Source organism: Desulfopila sp. IMCC35006 (genome assembly GCF_005116645.1).
Taxonomy (GTDB): domain Bacteria; phylum Desulfobacterota; class Desulfobulbia; order Desulfobulbales; family Desulfocapsaceae; genus Desulforhopalus_A.
Genome location: NZ_SWCM01000009.1, coordinates 150,288 through 175,518 on the forward strand (window position 1 = coordinate 150,288; position 25,231 = coordinate 175,518).

Here is a 25,231-nt window from a genome sequence, read left to right on the forward strand (position 1 = left end):
GATGGAGATGAACTAGACACTATCCGACGATCCGTATTTCGCGGGTCATGGTGCTGAGCGATTCGGCACCGTCTGCCGTCACCAGGACATCGTCCTCGATACGAACCCCGTTGCGCCCCGCAAGATAGATGCCGGGCTCTACCGTATAGGTCATCCCCATCTCCAGCAGCTGCTCGTTATCCCCCCGCATATAGGGTTCTTCATGGCATTCCATGCCGATACCGTGGCCGGTACGGTGGGTAAAATACTGGCCATAGCCAGCCTCTTCAATCACCCTTCGGGTGGCGTTATCAACAGCAGCACAGCTGCCCCCCGGTTTTCCCGCTGCCCGGCCTGCGGCATTTGCCTGCTGGACAATTGCATGAATTGTCCGCTCCTCTGCATCAATTTCGCCCACGGCAAAAGTCCGGGTAAGATCGGACATGTAGCCGTCGCAACTCGCCCCCCAGTCGATGACCAGCAGATCGCCCGCAGCCAGTTGCCGCAGGGAAGGCTGGGCATGGGGATTCGCACCATTTGGACCACCGGAGACAATCGGCGCAAACGGCAGAGACGTATCCGATCCCTGGCGAATCAGCTGCATAAAAAGTTCCCCGGCGATTTCTTTTTCGGCAACGCCGATTTTGATCATCGGCAGGGTCGCCTCAAGCGCCGCCTCGGCAATTTTTACCGCCTTGCGCATATTGGCTATTTCTTCGGTGTCCTTAATAGCTCGCAACGCGGCAAATACTGCCGAACCATCAGTAAAAAAAGCATCACCGATGGCGGAACGAAGATACTCATACTCCAGTAAACGCAGCTGGCCAGGCTCCACCCCGATCTTCCTGCCGGCAAGATCGAGCTTTGCCAGCGCTGCACGAAAGACACCGGACCATTCGGCCGGGCTCTCTTTGTAGGCATAGACCTTTGCACCATAAGGCAGGCGCGCAAGCTTTGCCTGCTCGAGCTCCGGCAGAATAATAATTGGATCATCGCCAGGGGTAAAAACGATGGCCACGGGCCGTTCCATCAAATGGAAATGCAATCCCGTCAGATAGGTGAGAGTCGGCCCGGCATTGACCGCGACTGCGGAGAATTCCTTCTCCTCCATGTATCGTGTTAATCTGTCCAGCCGCGCAGCAAACATATCCCCTCCATGTCTATTGTAAAAAAAGATGTATATCCGGCTTATTGTCCGACTCCGCCAAAAGGCTTTGCGGGATGCTGTTTAATGTTCCCTGCGGGTACTCGTGAAGCTGGTTACCATGCGGCGCATGGGAACCAGCTGACGAAACCTAACCTCTTACAGAGTGATTTTTGCGCCGAGCTTCTCGATAAATCTGGCCAGCCAGGCTGGATGGGCCGGCCAGGCAGGTGCGGTGACCAGGTTCCCCTCGACATGGGCACTGTTCATCTCAACCGCCACATATTTCCCGCCGGCGAGGGCGACTTCAACCGAACAGGCCGGGTAGGCAGAACATTCACGGCCCCTCAGCACATCGGCTGCCGAAAGCAGCTGGGCACCATGACAGACAGCGGCAATAGGTTTACCGGCTCCGGCAAAATACCTGACAATATCCAGCACCTTTTCGTTAAGGCGCAGATATTCCGGGGCACGTCCACCGGGGATCAGCAGACCGATATATTCCTCCTGCCTGACCGCATCAAAATCGGCATTGAGGGTAAAATTATGGCCTCGCTTCTCGCTATAGGTCTGGTCTCCTTCGAAATCATGAATAGAGGTGCGGACAAAGTCCCCGGCCTTTTTATCCGGACAGATCGCATCCACCTGATAGCCCAGCATCTGCAGGGATTGAAATGGAACCATCACCTCATAATCTTCAACATAATCACCAACAAGCATCAGAATCTTTTTCGCAGCCATGTGAATGCTCCTCAATAATATTTTTCAGCGTTTATACTATACCAACTCTCATGCAACGACCCTTCAGCAAAAACCTTCGTGGGCGCAGGCGGAGGCATCTTCATGTCCCACCGCTTTTAAAGCTTGTACCACGGCGAACAACACTATACATTATTGATCGTATCTTCTATTAATTTCTCATTAAATTTGACATATGAACGAACAACAAGCCAAAAACCCGCTGCACGGCGTAACTCTGGAACAGATTATGAACTTTCTGGTTGCCGATTATGGCTGGGAAAAATTAGGCAAATACATCAAGATCCGCTGTTTTACCGATAACCCCTCGGTGCAGTCCAGCCTTAAATTTCTGCGCAAGACCCCGTGGGCAAGAGAAAAGGTGGAAAAACTCTATATTTCCACCCTGGAGCGGGCCAACAGGAAAGCACCTTACAAGTAGAGGGATTTTTTCAAAAAAAAACACGCCCGGAATCCGGGCGTGTTTTTTCTTTCAGCCAAAACCAGTGGTTCCTGCAGCCAATCAGTTCCTGTTGCCGCCAAAAAAGCGCAGGAGCATGAGGAACAGGTTGATAAAATCCAGATAGAGCGTCAAAGCGCCCATGATCGAGCCTTTGCTGATTGCCTCGCTGCCCTGGCTCATGATTCCGTCCTCACCTATTTTTTTGATTCTCTGCACATCATAGGCAGTCAGGCCGGTGAAGACAATGACCCCGATAAAGGAGATCATCCAGGACATGCCGGAACTCTTCAGGAAGATATTGACCACTGAGGCGATAATGACACCGATAAGCCCCATAAATAAAAAGGAACCCCAGCCGGAAAGATCTTTTTTCGTCACCAGGCCATAAACGGCCATTGCGCCAAACATACCGGCAGTTATAAAGAAAGTTCCGGCAATCGATGAGCTGGTGTAGGCGAGAAAAATCACCGACAGAGTGAGGCCGTTGAGCACCGAATAACCAAGGAACAGACTGGAGGCGGTTGACGCCTGAATCTTCTGGATCCTGGCCGAAAGATAAAAGACCAGCCCCAGCTCACCGATCATCAGGATAAAGAACAGCGGGCTGCCGATGATTAACCCGGCCAGACTGGTATTGGCAGTAACAAAAGCGACAATCCCGGTAATCCCCAGGCCAAGGGCCATCCAGTTAAAGACTTTGGCCAGAAAAATAGTTGAGGCTTGCTGCTGGGCCTGCGCGAGTGGTATCTGCTTTACATTTTCATACATCGTTGTAGTCCTCTTGTTAAATGTGAAAATTGATGGCGTCGTGAAAACTCTCCAAAGCGGAGAGCAATGTTCATCTGCTGTATTGCCGCATTTGGTTTGTTTTACTTATCCATCTGGAATTATACGTTGTTACCAGTGTATCAAAGTTGATCCTGGTTACCTAATGTACTGATTACATTAATCACTGACCGGGCGGAAGGAAGTGTTGTTGTGCATATTTTCCGGATCCTTTTGTCTTGCGCCAATCTTTTATCACCGCTTAAAAGCTGTAGCCAATGGAAAAGTGAAATCTGCCGGACGATTCGCCGTCTTCAGGATTCAGGTTATGCCCGTAGACCAGACCTATCGGGCCGATCGGGGTAAGATAGCGCAGACCGAGCCCCACCGACGAGCGAAACCCGCTCGATCCTTCATCCAGCAGCGTATCCTGCACGGTGCCCATATCGTAGAAGGTGGCCAGTTCCAGGTTCCTGCCCAGATCGATACGCGCCTCCAGGTTGCCCACCACGGCAGTCTTGCCGCCGACAGGATCGCCATTGCTGTCAAAGCGCAGCAGGTTTTCAGCAAAACCCCGGACACTTTGGATGCCCCCCAGATAAAACAACTGGTCATCGGGAATCTGGGCACTGTCCGAGTAGGAAACCACCTGTCCGACCATCGCCCTGCTGACCAGGGTCAGTTTTTTCAAGGGAGTCCAGTAATAACGGGTATCGAATTTATAGCGGACAAAGTCATCCAGCTGGTTGCCCACCCCCTTGGAGACATTCACCCCCATGGACGAGAGCAGGCCCCTGGTTGGCCGGACAAAAGAATCCCGGGTGTCATAGGTGAATGAGGGTGTGGTGACGAAGTCGGTCCGGGTCTCTTCGTCGAATTCTTCTCCGGGCTGCGCATCAACACTGAACTCCGTGCGCCTTTCCAGACCAAAACTGATGGCCGTCGTCAGATGCTTGTCCCAGATGCGATTGACGCCCAGTGATCCGCCGATGCTTCGGGTACCGAACGTCTGGTTGAACTCGGTCAGCTCTTCGGCGAAGACACCGGCAGTGGCCGCGGTTCGGGTGCCCAGAAACCGGGGTTCGGTGAACTGGGTTTCCAGCCGGTAGCCGGTCTCGCTTACTGCAGCTGAAGCCCACAGCTCCTTGTTCAACCCGAACAGATTGCGGTCGCCGCCTTTTATCCGGCCAAAGAAACCGGTATCCGATTGATACCCGGTACCGCCCTGAACATAATAGGGTTTATTCTCCTCGACCTCAACAAACAGATCCACCGTGTCCGCTTTTTCCTTCAAGCCGAAGGTGCGGTAATTCACACTATGAAAGATCTCCATGTCCCGCAGGCGGCGCTGGGCCTCATAAAGAGCCTGCAGTGACAGGGGACCGCCCGGCTCCATCGCCAGCTCCTGCCTGATAACCTTTTCATCGGTACGCAGGTTGCCGGAGACGAAGATATTGCCCAGGGTTACCCGCGGTCCGGTATCGACGGTATAAACGATATCCGCCTGGGTATGATCCGCGCTGTATGCAGTATCCGTCTGCACCGTTGCATAGGGGTACCCTTTTTCCGAGATCAGCCCGATGATGGCTTCTTTTTCCACCTCCGAGGCGGCGCTTCGAAACGGGTCACCCGGATGATGCACCAGCACTTTTCTTGCCGCCGCTTCCGGCACCCCCGTCAAGTTTTTAATAACAATCGAGCGCACCATGGTCTGCGGGCCTTCCTCGATATCGAGTGAGACGCCGGCACCGGTCCTGTCCTGATTGAACTTCACCCTGGAGTCCACCGTACGTTTGGTAAAACCGCTGTTCAGATACATGGTTGTCACCGCATAGGTGTCGGTTTCCAGGGTCTCCGGCACGTAGGCACCATCGTGCAGAATCGACGGCGGCCGGGTGAGCATCTGCTCCTTTATCTGTTCTTCCGGGACAGCCTCATTGCCGGCAATGGTTACCTCGTCCACGATGGTCTGCGGGCCTTCCTCAATGGCAAAGCACAGTGGTTGTGTCTGCTCGCCGGTTTCTGTTCCGGGACACCTGTCAACCTTGACCGTCGTCTCAAGATACCCCGCCTCATGGTAGCGTTTTTTGATATTCCTGATACTTTTTCTAATGCCGGTATTGTTTCGATTACCCGAGGTAAAAATAACCACGTCTTTGTTCAGAGTCATATCCCAGAACTGTTTATTTCCCGAAAATTCGACTGAATAGCGCGGTCCTTCCTTGATCTGCACAGTAACGTCAACCTGCCGTGAATCGCCGGGATGGGCAAGACTGTAGGACAGTTCAGCCTCGGCAAAACCCTTGCTGTAGTAGTAGTCTTTCAGTGCGGTCATGTCTTTTTTCAGCTGATATTCACTGAACCGGCCAAACCAGAGCATGAGATCAGCCCGCCAGACCGACATCCGCAATTTAAGGGCAGTGGCGGAAACATTCGTGTTGCCCGCAAAAGCCAGGGTGCCGAGAACGTAGTGCGGCCCTTTATCGATATCGACGAGGATAACGGCCTGTTCGTCTCCGGGCAGCAGCTGTTCGGTTACCGACACCTTCGGGTCGATATAGCCCTCTCTTTTATACCGCCTGGCGACTGCCCCGGTCTGGGACGACAATTGTTCCAGCGTGTAGGGATTACCCGGATAAATTGTCATCTGGTTTAAAATTTCCCGCTCAAAAAGAGGAGATTTTCCCGCAATATCTATTTTGGCGATTGTCCGGTAAGGGGTGAGGGTGTAAATGAGTGTTTCACCGCCGGCCTGGGAAGTCGAATCAACATGGATGGCCGCAAAGCGATTGCTGAGCTTGAGGGCATCGATCGAAGCCTGCAGGGCTTTTTCATGAAGAACATCGCCGGGGTGCAGTCGGATAAGCTGCCTGGCCATATAGGCGTACGAATTCTTCCTGTCTTCAGGCAAAGTACCGTCTATTACCACCTGGATACCGCTGACGACCATTGCCGGGCCATTGCGCTGTGCGGCAGCATTATCGACCGTGACGGTATTGTCGGCCACCCCCCGCACGCACGGAAGAAACAACAGGCCCAGAACCAGGACCCACATCCGCCATGGTGCGGGCCTGCGGCGTTTTTTCGGCTGCTTGTTCATCTGAATTCTACCCGGAATATGAGTTCTGCGCCAAAGACGCCCTGGTTGTCCTGAAAGCCGCTGAGCAGGATACGCTCCAGCAGTTTATATTCCGTTATAGCACGCTGGACAACCGCCCCATCCTTGGACTCAACCGCATACTTGAGGGTAATGCGGTCGGACAGGTGCTTGCCGACGGTCACTTTGGTACCCTCGGTGTCCGTGCCATCTCCGGCTTCCAACTGCAGGATATCGACGCCGGTATTTTTTTTAATATCTCCGCCAAAGGTTTCGGCAACCATTTCAGCCATGATCTGGGCATTGGAACGCTTTGATCCCCCTTCCCCGGCAACCAGCTCCTGGCCGGTCCGGCCAAACAGAATAAGTGACAGGATATCCGAATCGGATTCCGCCGGGACCGATGAAAGCCGCAGCTGCAAATTATCCGGGGTGCCTTGAACAGTAAGCGTGATGGTCCAGGTTCTGATGGTCGTCTGGCTCTCGATATCGATTGCCGCTTCGGTCCGGTAGGGATTGACAAAGTCAATGACACCTTTTTTCACCTCAAATGTCCTTTTCTGAAAAGTGAGTGTCCCCGAGTCTACCTGGGCCCGGCCGTTGATAATGGGTCGGGCAAGTCCACCGCCGACCCTCAGATCCGGACTGATCTCCAGGTCGGCCAGATTGTTCTGGACATAAAAGGGCTGCCGATTTTTGATCTTGACGTCCAGCTTGACGGTATCAAAATATGGCAAAGATACCGGCTTGGCCGGGGGAGCCACTGTCCTCCTGCGATCCGTTGCCATCTCCAACAGGTTCATCTCCACATCTTTATAGTACAGCCCTTCCAGCAGCACGATGTCCCCGGTGACATTCGCCAGTTTGTCTTTCCCGGTGATGTTGATGTCCGCATTGAGCAGCAGGGATAGGGTGTTCGCCACCTCCAGCGGCAGGGCTTTCGCCTGAAGCCCCAGATTGACCTGGGTCGGCACAAACTTTTCATGCGCGACGGTGCCGTTTACGATAAAAGAACCGGTGTCGAGGAATCCCTTGAGGGTATCGACGCGAATATCGGTGGGAGTCATGACAATTTGCCCGTTCAGATCATGCAGTTTCTGCACCAGACCAGGCACGGTCATGCCGATATTTTCCAAATCGACACGGCCGTCAATCCGCGGATCGGCACTGTTGCCGGTGAGTTTTCCCTGCAGGGCCAAGCTGCCGGTGGCATCACCCAGTTCATCGCTGAAATACTTCGCCGCGGCCAGAGGGATCCGACCGTCGACCTGGATGTTCAAACTGCCGCCAAGAAGCGCATCGCCCTGCACTTTCAAGCGGCCGGAAGAGAGCAGCGCCAGTTCAATCGGCGGAACAGTCAGTTTCTGGTCGGCCAGCTGCAGAGCTATCCGGTCAGACTGCAGCAACGACACGTCTTTGAACAGCAGCTGCAGGGCAGAAAGATCCACCTGTACCGAGGCGCGCGCAGCGTCACGGATATTGCCGCTGGCCTGGACCTGTCCGGTCAGGGTACCATGCAAGTCCGGTTTCCCTGCAGCCTTAAAATAGCTGGCGGTCTCGGTACGGTCAAAGATCAGCCGGCCATTGAAATCGCCTTTTTTCAGATCACAGCTTGCCTGCACAGCAAAATTCAGTTTACCCGTCACTTTGGCCAGCATATCATGCAGACTGAAACTGAGACGGGCGTCCTCCATCGCCCCTTCATTGACAATTATATTCGAGAGGACAAGCTGACCGTTGACATCCGGGTTATCCACTTTTCCCTTGGCCGCAACATCGAGCTGCAACACTCCTTTACCCGGAAAAACCTCACGCAGCTGCGGAATGGAGGCGACCGAAATGTCCGTCGATTGCAAAGAGAGATCCATGGTTTTATCCAGCCCCACCGACCCGCCGCCCTGAATCTGTTCGCCTGGCCCAAAAGTTGCCAGCAGCTGATCCAGCCAGAGGCGCTGGTCCTTAAAACGGGCATCAACCGCAATTTTTTCGAGAGACTGGCCGGCAAAGCTCACCTTTTTACCAGCCAGGTTTATCCGGCCAACGGGCTTGTCAAAGCTGCCCTGGACCGCAGCCTTGAAGGTCAAATCACCCCTCGCCGAGTCGACAAAGTCGGCAGGGTTAAGGTGGTCTGCATCAGCAGTCAGGTTCACCAGCGGATTTTCCAGCAGGCCAAGCGTTTCCGGGTTGAAGAGCTGAATGGAGCCGGCTGTCCGCAAGGCGGAGCCCTTATTGTCGAGCTGCAGCCGATCGATAAAGACGGTGCCGCTCTTTAAGCGGAGATGGCTGTCGATATTGCCGATGGTGACGGCATCACTCTTCAGCGACCTGGCGGTGAGGGCAAGGTCGCCCTGCAGTGTACGCAGCGCACCATCCACCTGCAGCTGGCCGTCGATTGTGCCTTTAACGGGTGCAGCCTGCATAAAATCGGCTGGGGATACTGTCTTCAGAGAGAGCTGGAGGTAATTGGCAAATTCGGGATCGAGGCCGCCGCCTTCCGGCAGAGGCAGGAGTCGAAGGCGACCCTTGCCCTGTATCCGGGAGCCTTTGTTCTGCAGCGCAAGAGAGCTCAGCTGCAGCAGGCCGTCCTGGTCCATATTGGCCTGGACGAGCAGATCGCCCAGGGAATAGGCGGCAAACTTCAGGTTCTTTGAGGCCAGATCCACCGAAAACTGGGGTTGTTTCACGTTGCCGTCAACACTCAGCGCCGCCGTACAGGCGCCGCCGACCGACGGTACTCCGACGACAGCAAGGGCCCGTGCGAGATCATCCGCTTTCAAGGTCAATTGTGCCGCAACAGTTTGCTCATCGAGCTGAAAACGGCCGTCTCCGGCAAGTTGCAGACCATCTGTGTTAACCTTGAGGCCAGATACCAAAAGTGTGCCGCGGTCCATTTCTGCCGTCAGCTGCACATTGGCATCCGTCGCTCTCTCCATGCCGGGTGCGATAAGCTGCCGTCCGGCTGCCTGCATCGTCAGCTGCGCCGAAATATCCGCAGGCATGATACCTTTTCCGGTCAGTGACAGCTGCCCGTCTGTTGCCCCTTGTAAATCGACAAACTGTTTCACCCAGCTGTTGAGCTCCGGGATATTATGCGCCAGCTTCAGGGCGTAGGCGATACTGTTGATATCTTTTGGCGGGGCCAGAAAGCCTGTTGGAAAGGCGGCACGAAGATCAACCGTGCCATCCAGAGAGACCGTTCCGTCGGCCAGCCGGAGAGCTGTCTTCTCCAGATTAACCTCCCTGTCCTTTAGTGCAACAGCCAGCTCACCACGGTCCAGAGGTTGCCCGGCAAGCACTGCCTGATCAACCGACAGCATGAGCCTGGCATCCGGGTTGGCCACCCTGCCCTTGAGGTTAAGATGTCCCTTCACCGGGCCGGAGTAGTCACCGGCAAGAGGCAGAATCTTGGCTAACTCCGCCAGCTGGCTGTCAAAGGTCAGAACGGCGTCGACCACTGGCTCCGCGTGCTGCTGATCGGCTGTACCGGAGAGATTGACGGCCGTCTGCCCGGAGATGATCCGGAAGGTGGAAAGGCTCAGTTTGCCGTCATTAATTCCGGCCTTCAAGATGATCTCTGCCGGCAGTGGCTGCATGTCGCCGCTGCGGAATCGAACATCGCTCAAAGAAACCTCCAGGTTGCCGGATTGCTTGTTGAGATCGCCACTCCCGGCGATATTGAAGCCGGCTGCTTCCAGGTGCATGGCCTCATCTGCCGGTGAAAAGGTGAAACGACCGCCAGCCAGCTGAATCGAGTTAAAAACGATATTAAAGGGGAATCCTCCACTTTCGGCTGGCGGTTCCGTCGTCTTTTCCCGGTCAGGTGGCACCAGGGCAGTCATCAGGTTAAGCGTTGTATCCTTATTGACAGCCACATCGGCCCATGGCCCCTGCAGCAGGATATGGTTGACGCGGATCTCCCGCTGCAAGAGTCCCCGCCAGTCCAGCCCTGCTGAAAAATGACTGAAACCGGCCAGGGTCAGCCCCTGAGGATCTTTGAGTACAACGCCATCTACGTTCAGTTCCGGATGCAGCAGTGACAGGCTCAGGCTTGCAACACTGATTTTTCCGGGAATCTGACCGTTGATTTGAGCCTGCAGCCATTGCAGGCCAGGGTTGGATTGTATCCAGAAAAACCCACCGCAGACCACCGCACCCGCCAGGGTTGCCAGGGTGGTGATGAGCAACAGGAAATATTTGCAGATTTTTTTCAACGAAGTGCAACCTTTTAATTATGTGATTACCACTAACCCTCAGCTATAAGGGGATATGAGATGTCCTTTGCACGGGTGTTCCGCAGCCTGGATGGCTGCGGTCAAGCCCCCAGGGATGGGTTTATGACGTCCCGTGCAAAGGGCACCTCATATCCCTCTGGATTTTCTAAGCTGAACTTTAGTGGTAATCACATTTCATTAGGATAAGAAAGACAGCTAACAAAGCTGCCCCCGATCTATTAATCAAGGCATGCCAAACAAATCGCCCGAGCTTATAATGAATATTCCCTCCATCAATTGCCCGCAAGATAAAAAACGGCCAATCTCATATCGAATGCATGTTGCCCACACGGCGGTCCTTCGCCCCGCGAAAATAAAGCCATGGCCAGAGACTCCTGGTAAAATACCTCTATCCGTCTTCCCCTTCAGGCAGGGAACTCCAGGGGACGACCTTGTTCCTGCCGGTCTGTTTGGCGTGGTAGAGCGCTTTGTCGGCGCGATTGGTTAAATCTTCGAGGGTATCATTTTCCTGGTACTGAGCCAGGCCGATAGAGATCGTCATAGGAAATGGCAGGGGGGGATCAAAACCTCTCTGCACGGCCAGCCTGATTCGTTCGGCAAAGTGGAGGGCCGCTTCTTCATCGGTTGCCCGCAGCAGAATAACAAACTCTTCTCCCCCCCAGCGAACAATCGTGTCATAGGGACGACACTGTTTTTTAAGACAGAGGGCGGTTGCCTGCAGGGCAAGATCACCAAAATGATGACCGTGATCATCATTGACCCGTTTAAAATGATCGAGATCAAGAAAGAGCAAGGTCATCGCTTCTTTCCGCCTCAGACTCCGGGCACATTCATCATGAAAAATATGGGCGAAATAGCGGCGGTTGCTTAAACCGGTCAAGGGATCGAGGGTGGACAACTGCTCAAGTCTCTTGATCATCTTTTTGAGTTGTGCGTCCTGGTCGTTTCTGATTGTTCCCAGAATGCCGAATATCACCCCGAACAGCAGGGGATGGGCCAGGAAAAACCACTGTGGAGGTGAAGTAATAGCGGTCAGGCACGAATTTTCAACGCCGGAGGCTTGAAGAAAGTGAACTTGAATCAGGATGGTGACCAGAGGAATCGGCAGCCCCCACAGGATGCCAAACCAGATATAAATATTCCGCCGGAGATTATAGCTGTAAGGCTGCCTGGCAGCCGCGAAAAACTCACTGATCTGTTTCGGGATATAAACGGCCATTGCTGCTTATCGGTTAAGATGGAGATTGCGGATGTGTACAATTACGCCTTAACAGCCGTTACGACCATTTCTCCGGTCAGGATGTTTTTTATAATTCCTCTCCTCATACCATACCCTGTGTACTCATGGGAGTCACGCGGATTTTCTGTGCATTCCGGCACCACCGGAGATGAAGTGCACGAGAGTATAACCCTGGTTGACCTTTCTTTTATCAGGTGTATAGTATTGTTTTTTATCCCGATACAGCAATAAGCAACTGGTGCTATGGATCTGCAAACGACTCTCACATCCGCCTCTCTGGTTCTGACCGAGTGTGCCATCGCTGAACGACTTCGCCGGGCAGGCGAGGTTGAACTCCATCCAACGCTTTTTAATACCCCGCTTATCTATGATGCCAGGGGGCGCGAAAAGCTGGCGGCAATCTATCGACAGTACCGGGAAATAGCCGCCCGGGCTGGCCTGCCGATTCTGCTCTGTGCGCCCACCTGGAGAATCGATCAGGTGCGGATTGCCGAGGCGGGCTTTGACAAATCCCTGCTCTTTGACGCGGTCAGCTTCATGCGCAATCTCCAGCAGCAGTGGCAGGCGCCAGACTCCGAGGTCTTCATCGGCGGTCTTATCGGCCCGAAAAACGACTGCTACAAAACGGAGCAGGCTCTCGACGCCGAGGCGGCACAGGTATTCCACCAGTGGCAGATCGAGCAGCTGACCATCGCCGGCGTTGACTGCATTATCGCCCAGACCATTCCAGCCGTCTCCGAAGCTCTGGGCATGGCCCGCGCCCTGGCCCGCTCGGGTATCCCGGCAATCATCAGTTTTGTCATTAACCGCAAAGCAGAGGTCTTAGACGGCACGCCGCTCATCGATGCGATCAACACTCTTGACGACAGTCTCGTCACGCCGCCGCTTGGTTACATGGTCAACTGCGTGTACCCTACCTTTGTCTGCGCTGAAACACAGCCGCCGGCACTGTTCAACCGTCTGCTCGGCATTCAGGCAAACAGCTCCTCCCTGGATCACAGCCAACTGGATGGCGCCGCCATCCTGCATCAGGATGACCTGCAGCACTGGGGTGATAATATGCTCCGGCTCAACCGTGAGTTCGGGGTCAAAATACTGGGCGGCTGCTGTGGAACCGATAACACCTATCTGCAGTACCTGGTAGATCACCGCCAACAATAGGGCCGGCGAAGATTCCGGCCGCCATTGCCGGAGTACTTCATGTTGTGGAAAAAGACTTGTGGAAACAGCATGGAAAGGATAGGTTAATCATATTGCCGATGCAAGATATATGGGGAGTGCCATGCTGTGAGACTCCTCCCCGAAAGCAACATCTCAGCACCAGTATATTTTACCTGAAGTCAACCCCTAACAATGGAGACTCGTATGCCTGCTTTGCTCAAGCCTGTCACCCTCGGTGCTCTCTTTTCCCTGCTCGCCCTGACCACTGCATTTCCCCCGGCCCAGGCCGCAGAACAGGCGGGAGAAGGGAAGTTGTCCATTGTCGCCTGGCCCGGTTACATTGAACGCGGCGATACCGACAAGAACTATAACTGGGTGGGCGAATTTGAAGACACCACCGGCTGTAAAGTCACCGTCAAAACCGCCGGGACCTCGGATGAGATGGTCTCACTTATGAACCAGGGCAGTTACGATCTGGTCACCGCCTCTGGAGATGCATCCCTGCGGCTCATTGCCGGAAAAAAAGTGCAGGCAATTGATACGGACAAAATCCCCAGCTGGCATACAATTGATGCGCGCCTGCAGAATGCCCCCTGGCATACCATTGGGGACAAACATTACGGTGTCCCTTTCCAGTGGGGACCAAATGTGCTGATGTACAATACCAACGTCTTTAAAACCCCACCAAAATCCTGGAATGTGCTGTTTGTGCCGCAGGACCTGCCCGACGGCAAACCGAACAAAGGGCGCATTCAGGCCTATGATGGTGCCATCTATATGGCCGATGCCGCCCTCTATCTGATGCGCACAAAACCGGAACTGGGCATCAAAGACCCCTATGAGCTGAACGAAACGCAGTACAAGGCTGTGCTCGACATCCTGCGGCAGCAGCATCCGCTGATCCACCGTTACTGGCATGACTACAACGTCCAGATGTCTGATTTTAAAAACGAGGGAGTCGTCGCTTCCGGTGCCTGGCCATTTCAGGTGAACATGCTGCAGTCCGAGAAACAGCCGATAGCCTCTGTCATTCCCCGGGAAGGCGCCACGGGCTGGGCCGATACGACCATGCTGGGCGCTTCCTCAAAAAATAAAGTGTGTGCCTATAAATGGCTGGAATGGTCGCTCAGCGACAAGGTTCAGGCCCCGCTGTCCGAATGGTTTGGCGCAAACCCGGTAGTTCCCGGTGCATGCAAGGCCAAGGCTCCGGGTGGTTCCGATTTCTGTGCCAGCAACGGGTATGAACAATTCAGCCAGATCAAGTTCTGGAAGACGCCGCAGTCACAATGCGCCACCCAGACAACATGCGTGCCGTACAGTCGCTGGACCCAGGATTACATCGCCATCATGGGAGGCCGTTGAACGTCGAAATGGTCGTAGCCGTCGAACTCAATACTGTTTCCAGATTTTATGGCGAAGTCCGTGCCCTGGACCATATCTCAGCGACCATCGGCGAAGGTGAGTTCTTCTCAATGCTTGGTCCATCCGGTTCAGGGAAGACCACCTGCCTGCGCCTCATTGCCGGTTTTGAACAGCCGACAACCGGTTCCATCCTGATCCACGGCAAGGACGCAACGGGTGTTCCGCCCTATGAGCGGGATGTCAATACCGTGTTTCAGGACTATGCCCTGTTTCCGCATATGACCAACCTCGAAAACATCGAATACGGCTTGAAGGTTAAAGGGGTAGCCAAGACTGAGCGAAAACAGCGGGCGCAGGAAGCTTTGGCCATGGTCGCTCTGCCTGATTTAGGCAAGCGCAAGCCCTGGCAACTCTCGGGCGGCCAGCGCCAGCGCATCGCCCTGGCGCGCGCCCTCGTCAACCGGCCCCGTGTCCTGCTGCTTGACGAACCGCTGGGCGCTCTTGATCTGAAGCTCCGCGAACAGATGCAGGTCGAATTAAAAGCCCTGCAGCGCAAACTTGGCATCACCTTCATCTATGTAACCCACGACCAGGGGGAAGCACTGTCGATGTCTGACCGGGTGGCGGTCTTCAATGCCGGACGGCTGGAACAGATCGACACTCCGCAGAATCTCTATATGCGTCCGAGCACCGTCTTCGTCGCCAATTTTGTCGGAACCTCCAACGTTGTCGAGGGTCGGCCGGCCCTGGACATCTCGGGACAACCGCATTCTTTTTCGATTCGCCCCGAACATATCAGTTTTGTCCAGGGGCCACCCACGCCGGAGACCATTCATATATCCGGCAGACTTGTTGATATTCAATACTATGGTGCACACAGTCGATACGAGGTGGAAATTGCCGGCAGCCTGCTCTTCAGCGTCCAGCTGGCAAGCGAATCCTCGGCGCAAGACATTCTGCCCAGGGTAGGCGATGAGGTCATGATCGGCTGGTCCAGGCGGGCGATGGTCCACCTTGGCGATCTGTAGGGCGACGCGATGACCACGCCCGTCAAATCCCATATCGCCCTGCGCCGCAATATTTCCTCTTTTCTCTATCGGCGCAGCACCGTGTACCTCCTTCTTCTGCTGCTGCCCCCGCTGCTCTGGTTCGGTATTGTCTATCTCGGCTCATTGCTGGCACTGCTGGTGCAAAGCGGCTATACTTTCGATGATTTCTCCATGACGGTGCTCCCGGTCTTTACCTGGAAAAATTACCAGAATCTCCTTCTTGCCGCCAATTTCGACATAGTGCTGCGTACCTTTGCCATGGCCACGGCAGTTTCGCTCTTTTGTGCCTGCCTCGGATTTCCAATCGCCTACTATATGGTTCGGTATGCCGGCGGCTGGCAGCGAGGATTTTTCTATATTGCCGTATTGTTGCCGATGTGGGCCAGCTACATCGTCAAGGTGTATTCCTGGACGGTAATCCTGGCCAAAGGGGGAATAGCGTACTGGTTCATCAACCAGGCCGGGCTGGGGCACGCACTGGAAAGCCTGCTGGCCCTCCCCTTTATCGGCGGCAACACTTTGTCAACCTCGCACCTTGGCCGCCTGCTGGTATTTTCTTATGTCTGGCTGCCGTTTATGATCCTGCCCATTCAGTCGTCAATCGAGAGGATCAACCCTAACCTGCTGACCGCCTCGGCCGATCTGGGGGCGCGCCCGGGCCAGACCTTCCGGACAATTCTCCTGCCGCTGGCGATGCCCGGCGTGGTTGCCGGATCTATTTTCACCTTCTGCCTGACCTTCGGCGATTACATCATTCCGACGCTGGTAGGCCCGTCAGGATTTTTTATCGGAACCATGGTTTACACCCAGCAGGGAGCTATCGGCAATATGCCGATGGCTGCCGCCTTTACCGTCGTCCCGATCGTCGTCATCGGGCTGTACCTGACTTTTGCCAAAAGAATGGGGGCCTTCGATGCGCTCTGACGGAAAATGCCCCTTCTGGCTCAAATTTGTAGCATTCGGCGGGATTTTTTTCCTGCACTTCCCAATTATTGTCATTGCGGCCTATGCTTTTAACACCGAAGAAAGCGCGTTCAGTTTCCCGCTGCAGGGCTTTACCCTCAAGTGGTTCGCGGCGGCCTTTGCCCGTCAGGATATCCTCGATGCCATCACCCTCTCGTTAAAAGTGGCGTCAATTACCACAGCTGCGGCGATAGTGCTGGGAACCATGGCCGCGGCCGCCCTGTATCGGCGGAGCTTTTTCGGCAAGGAGACGATAACCCTCATCTTCATCCTGCCGATTGCCCTGCCGGGCATCATCACCGGCATCGCCCTGCTTTCCGCGTTCAGGATGGCCGGTTGGGATCTTAATTTCTGGACGATTGTGGCCGGCCATACCACCTTCTGCGTGGTGGTGGTCTACAACAATGTCATAGCCCGATTCCGGCGAACTTCACAGAATCTGATCGAAGCCTCGATGGATCTCGGCGCGGATGGTATGCAGACCTTTTTCCATATTATCCTCCCGAACATCGCCACAGCGCTGCTGGCCGGCGGGGTGTTGGCCTTTGCCCTGTCGTTTGATGAAATCATCGTCACCACTTTTACAGCCGGACCAGAACGCACCCTGCCGATCTGGCTGCTCAACCAACTGACCAGACCGCGTGATGTACCGATCACCAATGTTGTCGCTCTGGTTGTCATGATGGCCACCTTGATTCCCATACTTTGTGCTTATTATATGACACGAGGCAAAGAATCAATCGAAGGCAGCGGCAAATAAGCTCGAAACCTTCTTTAACAATGAAATTTTCCACCACCGGAAAAAAGAGATAGAGTCGATTTACAATGGATAATATGTATGAAACGATAGCATTTCAGGGAATGGCCGGCGCATATTCAGACCTTGCCTGCCGCATCGCCTACCCCGAACTTGAAACGGTACCCAGTGTCTCGTTTGAGGCAGCTTTTCTGGCGGTTCGCGAGGAAATGGCCGATCTGGCCATGATTCCGGTCGACAACACTTTGGCCGGACGGGTCGCCGACGTCCATTATCTCATCGCCAATGGGCAGCTCCATATCATCGGCGAACATTTCCAGTTGATCCGCCACTGCCTGCTCGGACTGCCGGGGACAAAGCTGGAAGAATTGACCGATGTGCACAGCCATGTCCATGCCATTCCCCAATGCAAAAAAATCATCGAGGAGCTGCATCTTGTCAAACATGTCGTCGCCGATACGGCCAAAGGGGCCTGCGATGTAAAAAAATGGGGTGACAAGACCCAGGCGGCAATCGGTTCTGAATTGGCGGCCCAAATATATGGGCTGGAGATCTTGAAAAAGGACGTTCAGGATGCATCGCACAACACCACAAGGTTTCTGGTTTTTTCCAGGGAAAAAGATGTGCCACCATTCGAGGCAGGCAAAAGTTACCTGACCAGTTTCACCTTCGAGGTACGAAACATTCCGGCAGCACTGTACAAGGCTTTGGGCGGGTTTGCCACCAACGGAGTGCAGATGGCGAAACTGGAAAGCTATGTCGATAAAGACTTTAACGTCGCCCGCTTCTACGCCGACGTAGAGGGACATATTGACGAACATTCGCTGCAGCTGGCCTTTGAAGAACTGCGTTTTTTTGCCAAACGGGTTGATATGCTGGGTACCTATCCCGCGCATAGTTTCCGTAATTCAAACAGGATGGCGTCGTAATCAATATGGATGAGACATTTCAACAGATAAGCGTTGTCGGCTTTATGAAGCACAATGGCGGGCTGGAATTTCGAAAAATTGCTGAATCCGTTTACCAGTATAAAGCCCTCGTTCAGGAGATGCATCTTAATCCGGGTGGCATCACCCACGGCGGCTTTCTCATGAGCCTCATGGATGCGGGTATGGGAACGGCTGCGTACCGGAGCCTTGGCGGGGAGAAAAGGATCGCCACAATCTCCTTTGATATAAAATTTATTGCCGCGTCGACTACGGGCGATATCCTGATGGGTACCGCGAAAGTCCTCAGAAAGACCCGTTCGCTGGTCTTCATGCAGGGTGAGATACGCTGCGGGGACACGCTTATCACCACGGCCGAGGGCATCTGGAAAGTGCTCTGAGCCCGGCCGGCAATACAAGCTCCCCAGATCTTAGTATTTGAACACGCGGAAAACACAGCAGCAATGAAGACAAAAGATCTGGTAATTGCCCTGTTGGTCGTAATTATCTGGGGCGCTAATTTTACCGTTATCCGGCTTGGCTTAAACGGGGTACCGCCACTGCTCCTTGTCTCGCTCCGTTTTTCTCTGGCGGCATTTCCGGCCGTCCTCTTTATCAAGCGGCCGGAACTACCATTTATTCACCTGCTGATGTACGGATTTTCGGTCGGCATCGGTCAGTTTGCCTGTCTGTTCTATGCCATACATATCGGCATGCCCGCCGGGGTTGCTTCGGTTGTGCTCCAGGCACAGGCCTTTTTCACCATGCTCTTTGCCGTTATACTGCTGGGGGAATCGGTCTCTTTTCGGCACCTTGCCGGGCTGGTCCTGGCGGCGACCGGCCTGTATCTGGTGACCGGAGGCTCCATCAGCGCGACCACCATCCCTCTTGCTGCGCTGCTGCTGACTCTTGGCGGTGCAGCGTTTTGGGGAATTTCCAATATTGTAGTGCGCAAGGCGACCCTGGCCGCCGCGGCACAGGGCAAAAAAATAGACATGCTGAGCCTGGTCGTCTGGTCGTCACTGGTACCGCCGGTGCCGCTGCTGCTGTGTTCACTCCTGCTTGACTCTCCGGCAGCCGTCGTCCGGACCCTCACGCATCTGCATGCGCTTTCCCTGTTTTCCATCGCCTATCTGGCCTTCGCGGCGACCCTCTTCGGCTACGGGGCATGGAGCTACCTGCTTGCCAGATATCCGGCAAACCGGGTCGCCCCGCTGTCGCTGCTTGTCCCGGTGGCGGGCCTTGTCACTGCACAGATCGTCCTTGCCGAACACCTGGTGTTTGTTCAATGGGCTGGCTGCCTGCTGGTTGTGCTCGGCCTGCTGCTGGCATTTTTCAACTTGCCGCGCAAAAAAATTCTGCACTGCAGCTGAAACGCCAGGACACGGCACGGTTGCCGATTAGACCGCCGCATGGTAGAAAGAAAACACTTCGGTAAAAAACTATCCCTGCACTCATCTGAAAAAAAAGACATGAAACCATATCCGACCGTTACGACCAAACTCGTGATACTTCTCGGCAATCCACTTGGCCATTCCATCTCCCCTCCCATGCACAATCGCGTTTTCGAGCGGCTCGACCTGGACTATTGCTATATGCCGGTTGAGGTGACCGAGGAAAATCTCCCGACGGTTTTTGCCGGTCTTGCGCGGATGAATGTGGCCGGATTTAATGTGACCATTCCGCATAAAACAAATATCATTAAACACTTAGACGAGTTAGATCCCCTGGCCGCTACAATCGGCGCAGTCAATACCATTACGGTCAGGGATGGCAAAACAAAAGGGTATAATACCGACGGTGAGGGTTTTATCCGCTCTTTTGAGGAAGAGACCCGCAGCACAGTTCACGGGAAAAGCTTTTTTCTGCTTGGCAGCGGCGGCGCCGCCCGGGCCATTGCCATGACCCTTGCCTTTCATGGGGCAGAAAAGATTTCTATTCACAACCGTACGGCGGCAAAAGCGGAGGACCTCGCCGATGAAATCAATAAGAAGATACGGCCCTGTGCGGCAGCAGCAGGACAGCCGCCGGATAGCCTCAGAAAATCACTGGCTGAGAGCGATGTACTGATCAACACGACCAGCCTTGGCATGCATCCGCAGGAAGAGGTATTGCCGCTTGAAGAATCGCTGCTATCGCCGCATTTAATAGTTGCCGATATCGTCTACAACCCATTAATGACCAGACTGCTCAAATCGGCGCAAGGCAAAGGCTGTCCCATTGTCCCCGGTCTCGGAATGCTCATTTATCAGGGCGCCGCAGCCTTTAAACTGTTTACCGGTGTCGATCCGCTGGTTGACCAGATGGCGGAAGTGGCCCATTCGCTGATGGCAGCAAGGCAATAGCCTCTGGAAATACCGGAGTTATTCTTTGTAAAGCACATCCATGACGCCTGCCAGCGCCTGGAGAGGTATCTGCCCGGGTGCTGATGGCTGCAGGCCAACGGCGAAGGTAATATCGGAGCCAAACAGTCCGCCGGCCAGGCGACTGATGGCCCCCTCAGCTCCCATGGAGATAGTTACCATCGGACACTGAATAATTTCATTTCTGGCCTTGTTAGTCGCACTGAGAAGAGTCAGGACATCGCCATAGTTGTTCGGCATTGCTGCCAGTTTGGCAATGTCGGCGCCGGCATTCTGCGCTTCGACCAGCTTGGCATAGAGAAAGGGTTCGCTGGGGGTTTCGGTAAAATTGTGGTACGAAAGGATTAATTTGACGTTATTGGCCTGGGCCCGTTCTTTTATGGCCTGGATAAATTGCAGACCATTGCACAACTCGACATCGACAATATCGACATTGCCGGTTGCCATTGCCGCGACAAACAGTTCCAGCCGTTGTTCCCGGGCAATCTTTGTCATCCCGCCTTCCAGGTCAATCCGACAGGTAAATATCAGCGGCATATCGCCAATACATCCCCGCAGCTCCTGCAACAAGGATAAACAAGCTTCTCTGTTCTCCACCAGCTCGCAACCATCGACACGCCACTCCAGCAGGTCGGGCCGCAGCGCAGCCAGCTCTCTTGCTTCGTGAAGAACCGTGTCCCTGGTGTCTCCCACCAGGGGCAGACATATCAGTGGCCTGGGTCCGCCGATCACGGCGCCGCGTACAACAACCTGCAAGATGCTCTGTTGCCTCATAATCCTCTTATCCGATAAATGTGCCTGCGCTTCAGATTGCTTCACCTGGCCAAAGATGGTACTGTTTCGCCATTGCAAGCCAACCTGTCAAATACCTGTTGTTTTCGCTCAAAACATACTCTTCTTTTCGCTGATATTACAAAAAATCCGGCCAATACTCACTGCAAATCGAAATTATGCACAATAAAGACAATAAAAACATCATCCTGACGGGCTTTATGGGAACAGGGAAAACAACCGTCGGTAAACTGCTGGCCAAAAAACTGCAGCGCGAATTCATTGATACGGATGCGCTCATTGAAACTCGCCAGGGACGAACGATTCAGGCAATTTTCGCCGAATCGGGTGAGGCGGCCTTCCGACAGATGGAAACCGATATTGCCAGGGAACTCGGCGAAAAAGAAGGCCTGGTTATTTCAACCGGCGGGCGTTTTATGCTCAATCCGGCAAACATCCAAGTGTTAAGCAACAGTTGGATTTTTTGCCTGGTTGCCGCTCCCGAGGAATTAGTAGCACGGCTGACCAGAGATAAGGAAAATCGCCGACCGCTGCTCGATGTCCCGGACCCGGGCGAAAGGATCATTGCGCTGTTACAGGAAAGACAGAAAGGTTATCAGCGCTTCATCCAGATAACAACCGATAACAAACCACCGGAAGATGTGGCAAAAATTCTGCTGGAGCACATAACACACAATTCATAACAGTTGACGCTACGCTCAACCGCCCTGTTAGTACCTGACAGATTATTTTCCCGGGCCATATCTTCGGTGAAGATTGCGTGCCTTCAAAATAAGCTTTGAATTTATCGTGCAAAAGTGGTTCGATAATCGTGTTCCCAAAGTTCCTTGCTGAACTGTTTTTAGCCAATTGCGAAGACTCTTTTTGACATTTTTTTTCTGGGCGATCATTCTTGTGTCTGATACAAGGAGGTGATTCTATTCCCAGACAGAGAAGACTATCCGCCCATCATACTGCGTTCTGTTGTTTAACACTAAATTACAGGAGGTTGAGGTATGGCAAGCGAAGAGGGTGGATTCTTTACGAGTGAAGATTGGTGGTCGGTCTGGATCGGTCTGTTTATTTTTTTTCTGTCCCTCGGGGTCATGTCGGGAGCCGACCTGCTCGGATGGGGATTTAAAAACAATATGTGGACAGACCTGGGCAAGGTGGTTTCGCCCATTTCAAAAAACTATGCCGGCCTTTCGGGCTGGGGATCTCTCTTTTTTACCTATGTGGCATTCACTGCCATCTTAAGTGTCGGGATAAAGGCCCTCGGGGGCAATGTCGGAAAATTTATCTACGGCTTTACCATCATTTTCGTTCTGACATTCATCTGCGTCGTTATTGGTCATGAGGCACATATAGCCGCCAATACTCCAAAAGATCTGGAAAAATACGGTATTACCTGGTCATTAAAATTGACCGGGGAGGCGGGACTTATTGTTGCCCTGCTCGGCGGGCTGTTTATCGGCAACTTTTTTCCAGCCTTTGCCGACAGCCTGAAGGAAGCAACGCGGCCTGAGTGGTATATTAAGACGGCCATCGTCATTCTCGGGGCCCTTGTCGGGGTGAAGGCCGCAGGTGCCCTCGGGTTGGCCTCGGCTATCATGTTCCGGGGACTCTGCGCGATCATCGAAGCCTATCTTATTTATTGGGCGTTGGTCTACTGGCTGGCCAGGAAATATTTCAGATTCAGCAAAGAATGGGCGGCACCTCTGGCATCAGGCATCTCGATCTGCGGTGTTTCCGCTGCCATTGCCACCGGGGGGGCGATCCGTGCCAGGCCGATTGTCCCGATTATGGTCTCTTCCCTGGTTGTTATTTTTGCGGTCGTGGAACTTATTTTCCTGCCCTTTGTCGCGCAGCATTTTTTATATAAGGAACCGCTGGTCGCCGGCGCCTGGATGGGACTGGCGGTAAAAACGGATGGCGCGGCAGTCGCCAGCGGCCAGATTGTCGATGCACTGATCCGAGCCAAGGCCTTTACTGAGCTGGGGATCAAATATGAGCCGGACTGGATTATGAATACCGCGACTACCGTGAAGATTTTTATTGATGTCTTCATTGGGGTCTGGGCCTTCATCCTGGCATGGATCTGGTGTGCCTATATTGACAAAAAGCCTGGCGAGACAGTGGGAGCCGGAGAGATCTGGCGACGTTTCCCTAAATTTGTCATCGGTTATGTCTTCACCTTTGCCTTTATGCTTGTGCTCCTCCTGCAGATTCCCTTTCTTAAAGATGCTGCCGGAACAGCTACAGGCGAGGCAAATGTCTTCCGGTCGTTCTTCTTCGCATTGACCTTTTTTTCCATAGGGCTGGTGTCAAACTTCAAGAAGCTCTGGGAAGAAGGCATTGGCCGGTTGGCCGCGGTCTATGTAATCTCTCTTTTTGGTTTTATCATCTGGATAGGACTGCTGATTTCATGGCTCTTCTTCCATGGCGTAAAACCGCCGATCATTGCTTGATACAAGGAGGATAAAATGACTGAAAAACCGAAACTCTCCGAGGAAATCTCCCGGATGGCAGAAGAGTATGAGCCGTTGATGCCGGTGGAAAAAAAGCTCATTGCCACCAGCCTTATTCTGGGAACCACACTCATTGGCGTGCTGCTTTACGTCAGTTATACCTTTTTTCCGGCAGGGCACTGAAAGAAACCGCTGCAGAATTCCGGGCAGAGGGCGGGTTATCCTGTTTTCTGCCGTGTTTTTTATAAATATTCAATATGGTACGACCATGGAATATGATGAAATTCGGATAACGACGCGACGGGAGATTGTCATCTGTGAGAAGGCGATCAAAAAACTTGAAAATGTTGTCAAATCCATGGAGAAAAAATACTCTCTGCACACCAGTCAATTTCTGCGTGATTTTGATCCGCAGACCAGCCAGACAAACAGTGAGTTGCGTGTCTGGCACGACAGCTGCCGCGCTCTTGAACGCTGGCAGGAACGCCTGTCCAGCCACCGGCAGATAATGGAGATGTAAATCACGGGGCGAATGACCTGACATCCTGTCCGGATGTCAGGCCGGGGATTCGAAGCCGCTTGCTCAGGTTCTGATGGAGAGCAAGCAGTCGCGGCCAGGCAGTCACTTCTCACGCATCATCCAATCATAATGTGTCTTGACATCAAGATATACTGTTCTATCTTATATCTCCATCAGGAGCAGTAAGGCTCCTTATTTGAAAGATAACAAACACAGAACAATAATTTTTTATCTTGATTTAAAGATATATATATGGTGATTGAGATGAACAGCAGAAAAACAATTCAGGGTATTCACCACATTACCGCTATCGCCGGTTCAGCCGGCGAGAATGTTGCCTTCTATGAAAACGTTCTTGGCCTGCGGCTGGTGAAGCAGACGGTCAATTTCGACGATCCTTTTACGTACCACCTCTATTTCGGCGATCAGCAAGGAAATCCGGGTACCATTCTGACATTTTTCCCCTGGCAGGCAATGTCCCCGGGCAGAAACGGTGCAGGAATGGTAACGGCCACCGCCTTCGAAATTCCAGTCGGCTCTGCCACATACTGGCAGGAACGCTTGCTCCACCATTCTATCGCCACACGTTCCGAACAACGATTTGGCGAGGAGGTCATCCGCTTTTCAGATCCCCATGGACTGCCTCTCGAACTGATAGCCGCAGGGCAACCGGCTGCCGTGGCCAACACCTCGGGCAACCCTGCTCCTGATTATTCGATCAAAGGTTTTCATTCGGCAACCGCAACCCTTACAAGCCTTAAGGGCACCAGTGCGTTATTGATGAACTCCCTGGGCATGGAACTGCATGTTCAGGACGGCAGGCGATATCGTTTTAGCATGAAGAACGATACCTCCCGTGGCCTTTTCTATGATCTGGTTATTGATCCCAAGGCAGCAAAAGGCCGGCAGGGAAGCGGCACAGTGCATCACATCGCCTTCAGGACCCGTGATGACGAGGAACAGCTGCTCTGGCAACGCTCTCTGCTGGAGGATGGCTATCCTGTAACCGAGGTACGAAACAGAAAATATTTCAAGTCGATATATTTTCATGAGCCCGGGGGCGTTCTCTTTGAGCTTGCCACCGATCCGCCAGGTTTTGCCGTGGACGAACCACCGGAGCACCTCGGCCGGGCACTCCAGCTGCCGGATGACTATGAGCATATGCGTTCCGAGATCGAGAACAATCTTCCACCGTTGCGTGAAGATGCAGCAAGTCCGCTTACTGCATCATGA

General features: G+C 53.5%; 22 protein-coding genes. 15 read left to right on the plus strand and 7 right to left on the minus strand.

Going from position 1 to position 25,231, the window contains the following annotated elements:
• Positions 1-19: 19 nt before the first annotated feature.
• Positions 20-1,126: a Xaa-Pro peptidase family protein gene (locus FCL47_RS15795; RefSeq protein ID WP_136814495.1), complete on the minus strand. Its 1,107-nt coding sequence runs from the start codon at positions 1,124-1,126 to the stop codon at positions 20-22.
• 156 nt (positions 1,127-1,282) lie between these two features.
• Entirely contained in the window at positions 1,283-1,864 is a 582-nt protein-coding gene (locus FCL47_RS15800; RefSeq protein ID WP_136814496.1) for a DJ-1/PfpI family protein, read from the minus strand.
• Positions 1,865-2,057: 193 nt separating this feature from the next.
• Here FCL47_RS15800 and FCL47_RS15805 point away from each other — a divergent pair, with 193 nt between their 5' ends.
• Positions 2,058-2,303: a VF530 family DNA-binding protein gene (locus FCL47_RS15805; RefSeq protein ID WP_136814497.1), complete on the plus strand. Its 246-nt coding sequence runs from the start codon at positions 2,058-2,060 to the stop codon at positions 2,301-2,303.
• Positions 2,304-2,384: 81 nt separating this feature from the next.
• Here the strand turns inward: FCL47_RS15805 and FCL47_RS15810 are convergent, their stop codons facing one another.
• From FCL47_RS15810 to FCL47_RS15825, 4 genes are all read right to left on the minus strand, one after another.
• Positions 2,385-3,092 carry a Bax inhibitor-1/YccA family protein gene (locus FCL47_RS15810; protein WP_136814498.1) on the minus strand — a complete coding sequence of 236 codons (708 nt, stop codon included), beginning with the start codon at positions 3,090-3,092 and terminating at the stop codon, positions 2,385-2,387.
• Positions 3,093-3,351: 259 nt separating this feature from the next.
• Positions 3,352-6,189 (minus strand): outer membrane protein assembly factor BamA, encoded by a 2,838-nt coding sequence (bamA, locus tag FCL47_RS15815; protein WP_136814499.1) that lies wholly within the window; start codon positions 6,187-6,189, stop codon positions 3,352-3,354.
• Positions 6,186-10,397 (minus strand): translocation/assembly module TamB domain-containing protein, encoded by a 4,212-nt coding sequence (locus FCL47_RS15820; protein ID WP_136814500.1) that lies wholly within the window; start codon positions 10,395-10,397, stop codon positions 6,186-6,188. Before FCL47_RS15820 ends, bamA begins: the two co-directional genes overlap by 4 nt.
• Positions 10,398-10,806: 409 nt before the next feature.
• On the minus strand, positions 10,807-11,637 hold the full coding sequence (locus tag FCL47_RS15825) for a GGDEF domain-containing protein (RefSeq protein WP_136814501.1): 831 nt from the start codon (positions 11,635-11,637) through the stop codon (positions 10,807-10,809).
• A gap of 264 nt (positions 11,638-11,901) precedes the next feature.
• Between FCL47_RS15825 and FCL47_RS15830 the strand changes: the two genes are divergently transcribed.
• The 9 genes from FCL47_RS15830 to FCL47_RS15870 all read left to right on the plus strand — a co-directional run bounded on the left by FCL47_RS15830 (position 11,902) and on the right by FCL47_RS15870 (position 20,221).
• Positions 11,902-12,819, plus strand: a complete 918-nt coding sequence (locus FCL47_RS15830) for a homocysteine S-methyltransferase family protein (protein WP_136814502.1) — start codon at positions 11,902-11,904, stop codon at positions 12,817-12,819.
• Positions 12,820-13,011: 192 nt separating this feature from the next.
• Positions 13,012-14,181, plus strand: coding sequence for an ABC transporter substrate-binding protein (locus FCL47_RS15835; RefSeq protein ID WP_167496522.1), 1,170 nt, complete (start codon positions 13,012-13,014; stop codon positions 14,179-14,181).
• Between the two features lie 8 nt (positions 14,182-14,189).
• Positions 14,190-15,209, plus strand: coding sequence for an ABC transporter ATP-binding protein (locus FCL47_RS15840; protein WP_136814553.1), 1,020 nt, complete (start codon positions 14,190-14,192; stop codon positions 15,207-15,209).
• Between the two features lie 9 nt (positions 15,210-15,218).
• Positions 15,219-16,154 (plus strand): ABC transporter permease, encoded by a 936-nt coding sequence (locus FCL47_RS15845; RefSeq protein WP_136814504.1) that lies wholly within the window; start codon positions 15,219-15,221, stop codon positions 16,152-16,154.
• Positions 16,144-16,953 (plus strand): ABC transporter permease, encoded by an 810-nt coding sequence (locus FCL47_RS15850; protein WP_136814505.1) that lies wholly within the window; start codon positions 16,144-16,146, stop codon positions 16,951-16,953. Before FCL47_RS15845 ends, FCL47_RS15850 begins: the two co-directional genes overlap by 11 nt.
• Positions 16,954-17,018: 65 nt before the next feature.
• A complete protein-coding gene (locus FCL47_RS15855; RefSeq protein WP_205747338.1) occupies positions 17,019-17,879 on the plus strand; it encodes a prephenate dehydratase in 861 nt (286 codons plus the stop codon).
• 5 nt (positions 17,880-17,884) lie between these two features.
• The gene (locus FCL47_RS15860; protein WP_136814506.1) at positions 17,885-18,277 is read left to right on the plus strand and encodes a PaaI family thioesterase; all 393 of its coding nucleotides are present in this window, start codon (positions 17,885-17,887) and stop codon (positions 18,275-18,277) included.
• A gap of 63 nt (positions 18,278-18,340) precedes the next feature.
• Positions 18,341-19,249, plus strand: coding sequence for an EamA family transporter (locus tag FCL47_RS15865; protein ID WP_136814507.1), 909 nt, complete (start codon positions 18,341-18,343; stop codon positions 19,247-19,249).
• 99 nt (positions 19,250-19,348) lie between these two features.
• Positions 19,349-20,221, plus strand: coding sequence for a shikimate dehydrogenase (locus FCL47_RS15870; RefSeq protein ID WP_167496523.1), 873 nt, complete (start codon positions 19,349-19,351; stop codon positions 20,219-20,221).
• Between the two features lie 18 nt (positions 20,222-20,239).
• Here the strand turns inward: FCL47_RS15870 and aroD are convergent, their stop codons facing one another.
• Positions 20,240-21,013 (minus strand): type I 3-dehydroquinate dehydratase, encoded by a 774-nt coding sequence (gene aroD, locus FCL47_RS15875; protein ID WP_136814509.1) that lies wholly within the window; start codon positions 21,011-21,013, stop codon positions 20,240-20,242.
• 176 nt (positions 21,014-21,189) lie between these two features.
• Between aroD and FCL47_RS15880 the strand changes: the two genes are divergently transcribed.
• From FCL47_RS15880 to FCL47_RS15895, 5 genes are all read left to right on the plus strand, one after another.
• Positions 21,190-21,714, plus strand: coding sequence for a shikimate kinase (locus tag FCL47_RS15880; protein ID WP_136814510.1), 525 nt, complete (start codon positions 21,190-21,192; stop codon positions 21,712-21,714).
• A gap of 312 nt (positions 21,715-22,026) precedes the next feature.
• Positions 22,027-23,478, plus strand: a complete 1,452-nt coding sequence (locus tag FCL47_RS15885; RefSeq protein ID WP_136814511.1) for a putative sulfate exporter family transporter — start codon at positions 22,027-22,029, stop codon at positions 23,476-23,478.
• A 15-nt stretch (positions 23,479-23,493) separates the two neighbouring features.
• Complete coding sequence (locus FCL47_RS24590; RefSeq protein ID WP_167496524.1) at positions 23,494-23,661, plus strand: hypothetical protein; 168 nt, start codon at positions 23,494-23,496, stop codon at positions 23,659-23,661.
• Positions 23,662-23,746: 85 nt separating this feature from the next.
• The gene (locus FCL47_RS15890) at positions 23,747-23,998 is read left to right on the plus strand and encodes a hypothetical protein (RefSeq protein WP_136814512.1); all 252 of its coding nucleotides are present in this window, start codon (positions 23,747-23,749) and stop codon (positions 23,996-23,998) included.
• Positions 23,999-24,262: 264 nt separating this feature from the next.
• The gene (locus tag FCL47_RS15895) at positions 24,263-25,231 is read left to right on the plus strand and encodes a ring-cleaving dioxygenase (RefSeq protein ID WP_136814513.1); all 969 of its coding nucleotides are present in this window, start codon (positions 24,263-24,265) and stop codon (positions 25,229-25,231) included.

Bases quoted from the DNA above. Each gene is read 5' to 3' on its own strand.
- FCL47_RS15885 (WP_136814511.1), top strand. From the start codon at position 22,027: ATGGCAAGCGAAGAGGGTGGATTCTTTACGAGTGAAGATTGGTGGTCG.
- FCL47_RS15840 (WP_136814553.1), top strand. From the start codon at position 14,190: ATGGTCGTAGCCGTCGAACTCAATACTGTTTCCAGATTTTATGGCGAA.
- FCL47_RS15850 (WP_136814505.1), top strand. From the start codon at position 16,144: ATGCGCTCTGACGGAAAATGCCCCTTCTGGCTCAAATTTGTAGCATTC.
- FCL47_RS15870 (WP_167496523.1), top strand. From the start codon at position 19,349: ATGAAACCATATCCGACCGTTACGACCAAACTCGTGATACTTCTCGGC.
- FCL47_RS15860 (WP_136814506.1), top strand. From the start codon at position 17,885: ATGGATGAGACATTTCAACAGATAAGCGTTGTCGGCTTTATGAAGCAC.
- FCL47_RS15810 (WP_136814498.1), bottom strand. From the start codon at position 3,092: ATGTATGAAAATGTAAAGCAGATACCACTCGCGCAGGCCCAGCAGCAA.
- bamA (WP_136814499.1), bottom strand. From the start codon at position 6,189: ATGAACAAGCAGCCGAAAAAACGCCGCAGGCCCGCACCATGGCGGATG.
- FCL47_RS15890 (WP_136814512.1), top strand. From the start codon at position 23,747: ATGGAATATGATGAAATTCGGATAACGACGCGACGGGAGATTGTCATC.
- FCL47_RS15825 (WP_136814501.1), bottom strand. From the start codon at position 11,637: ATGGCCGTTTATATCCCGAAACAGATCAGTGAGTTTTTCGCGGCTGCC.
- FCL47_RS15800 (WP_136814496.1), bottom strand. From the start codon at position 1,864: ATGGCTGCGAAAAAGATTCTGATGCTTGTTGGTGATTATGTTGAAGAT.
- FCL47_RS24590 (WP_167496524.1), top strand. From the start codon at position 23,494: ATGACTGAAAAACCGAAACTCTCCGAGGAAATCTCCCGGATGGCAGAA.
- FCL47_RS15865 (WP_136814507.1), top strand. From the start codon at position 18,341: ATGAAGACAAAAGATCTGGTAATTGCCCTGTTGGTCGTAATTATCTGG.
- FCL47_RS15805 (WP_136814497.1), top strand. From the start codon at position 2,058: ATGAACGAACAACAAGCCAAAAACCCGCTGCACGGCGTAACTCTGGAA.
- FCL47_RS15845 (WP_136814504.1), top strand. From the start codon at position 15,219: ATGACCACGCCCGTCAAATCCCATATCGCCCTGCGCCGCAATATTTCC.
- FCL47_RS15835 (WP_167496522.1), top strand. From the start codon at position 13,012: ATGGAGACTCGTATGCCTGCTTTGCTCAAGCCTGTCACCCTCGGTGCT.
- FCL47_RS15895 (WP_136814513.1), top strand. From the start codon at position 24,263: ATGAACAGCAGAAAAACAATTCAGGGTATTCACCACATTACCGCTATC.
- FCL47_RS15855 (WP_205747338.1), top strand. From the start codon at position 17,019: ATGGATAATATGTATGAAACGATAGCATTTCAGGGAATGGCCGGCGCA.
- FCL47_RS15795 (WP_136814495.1), bottom strand. From the start codon at position 1,126: ATGTTTGCTGCGCGGCTGGACAGATTAACACGATACATGGAGGAGAAG.
- FCL47_RS15830 (WP_136814502.1), top strand. From the start codon at position 11,902: ATGGATCTGCAAACGACTCTCACATCCGCCTCTCTGGTTCTGACCGAG.
- aroD (WP_136814509.1), bottom strand. From the start codon at position 21,013: ATGAGGCAACAGAGCATCTTGCAGGTTGTTGTACGCGGCGCCGTGATC.
- FCL47_RS15880 (WP_136814510.1), top strand. From the start codon at position 21,190: ATGCACAATAAAGACAATAAAAACATCATCCTGACGGGCTTTATGGGA.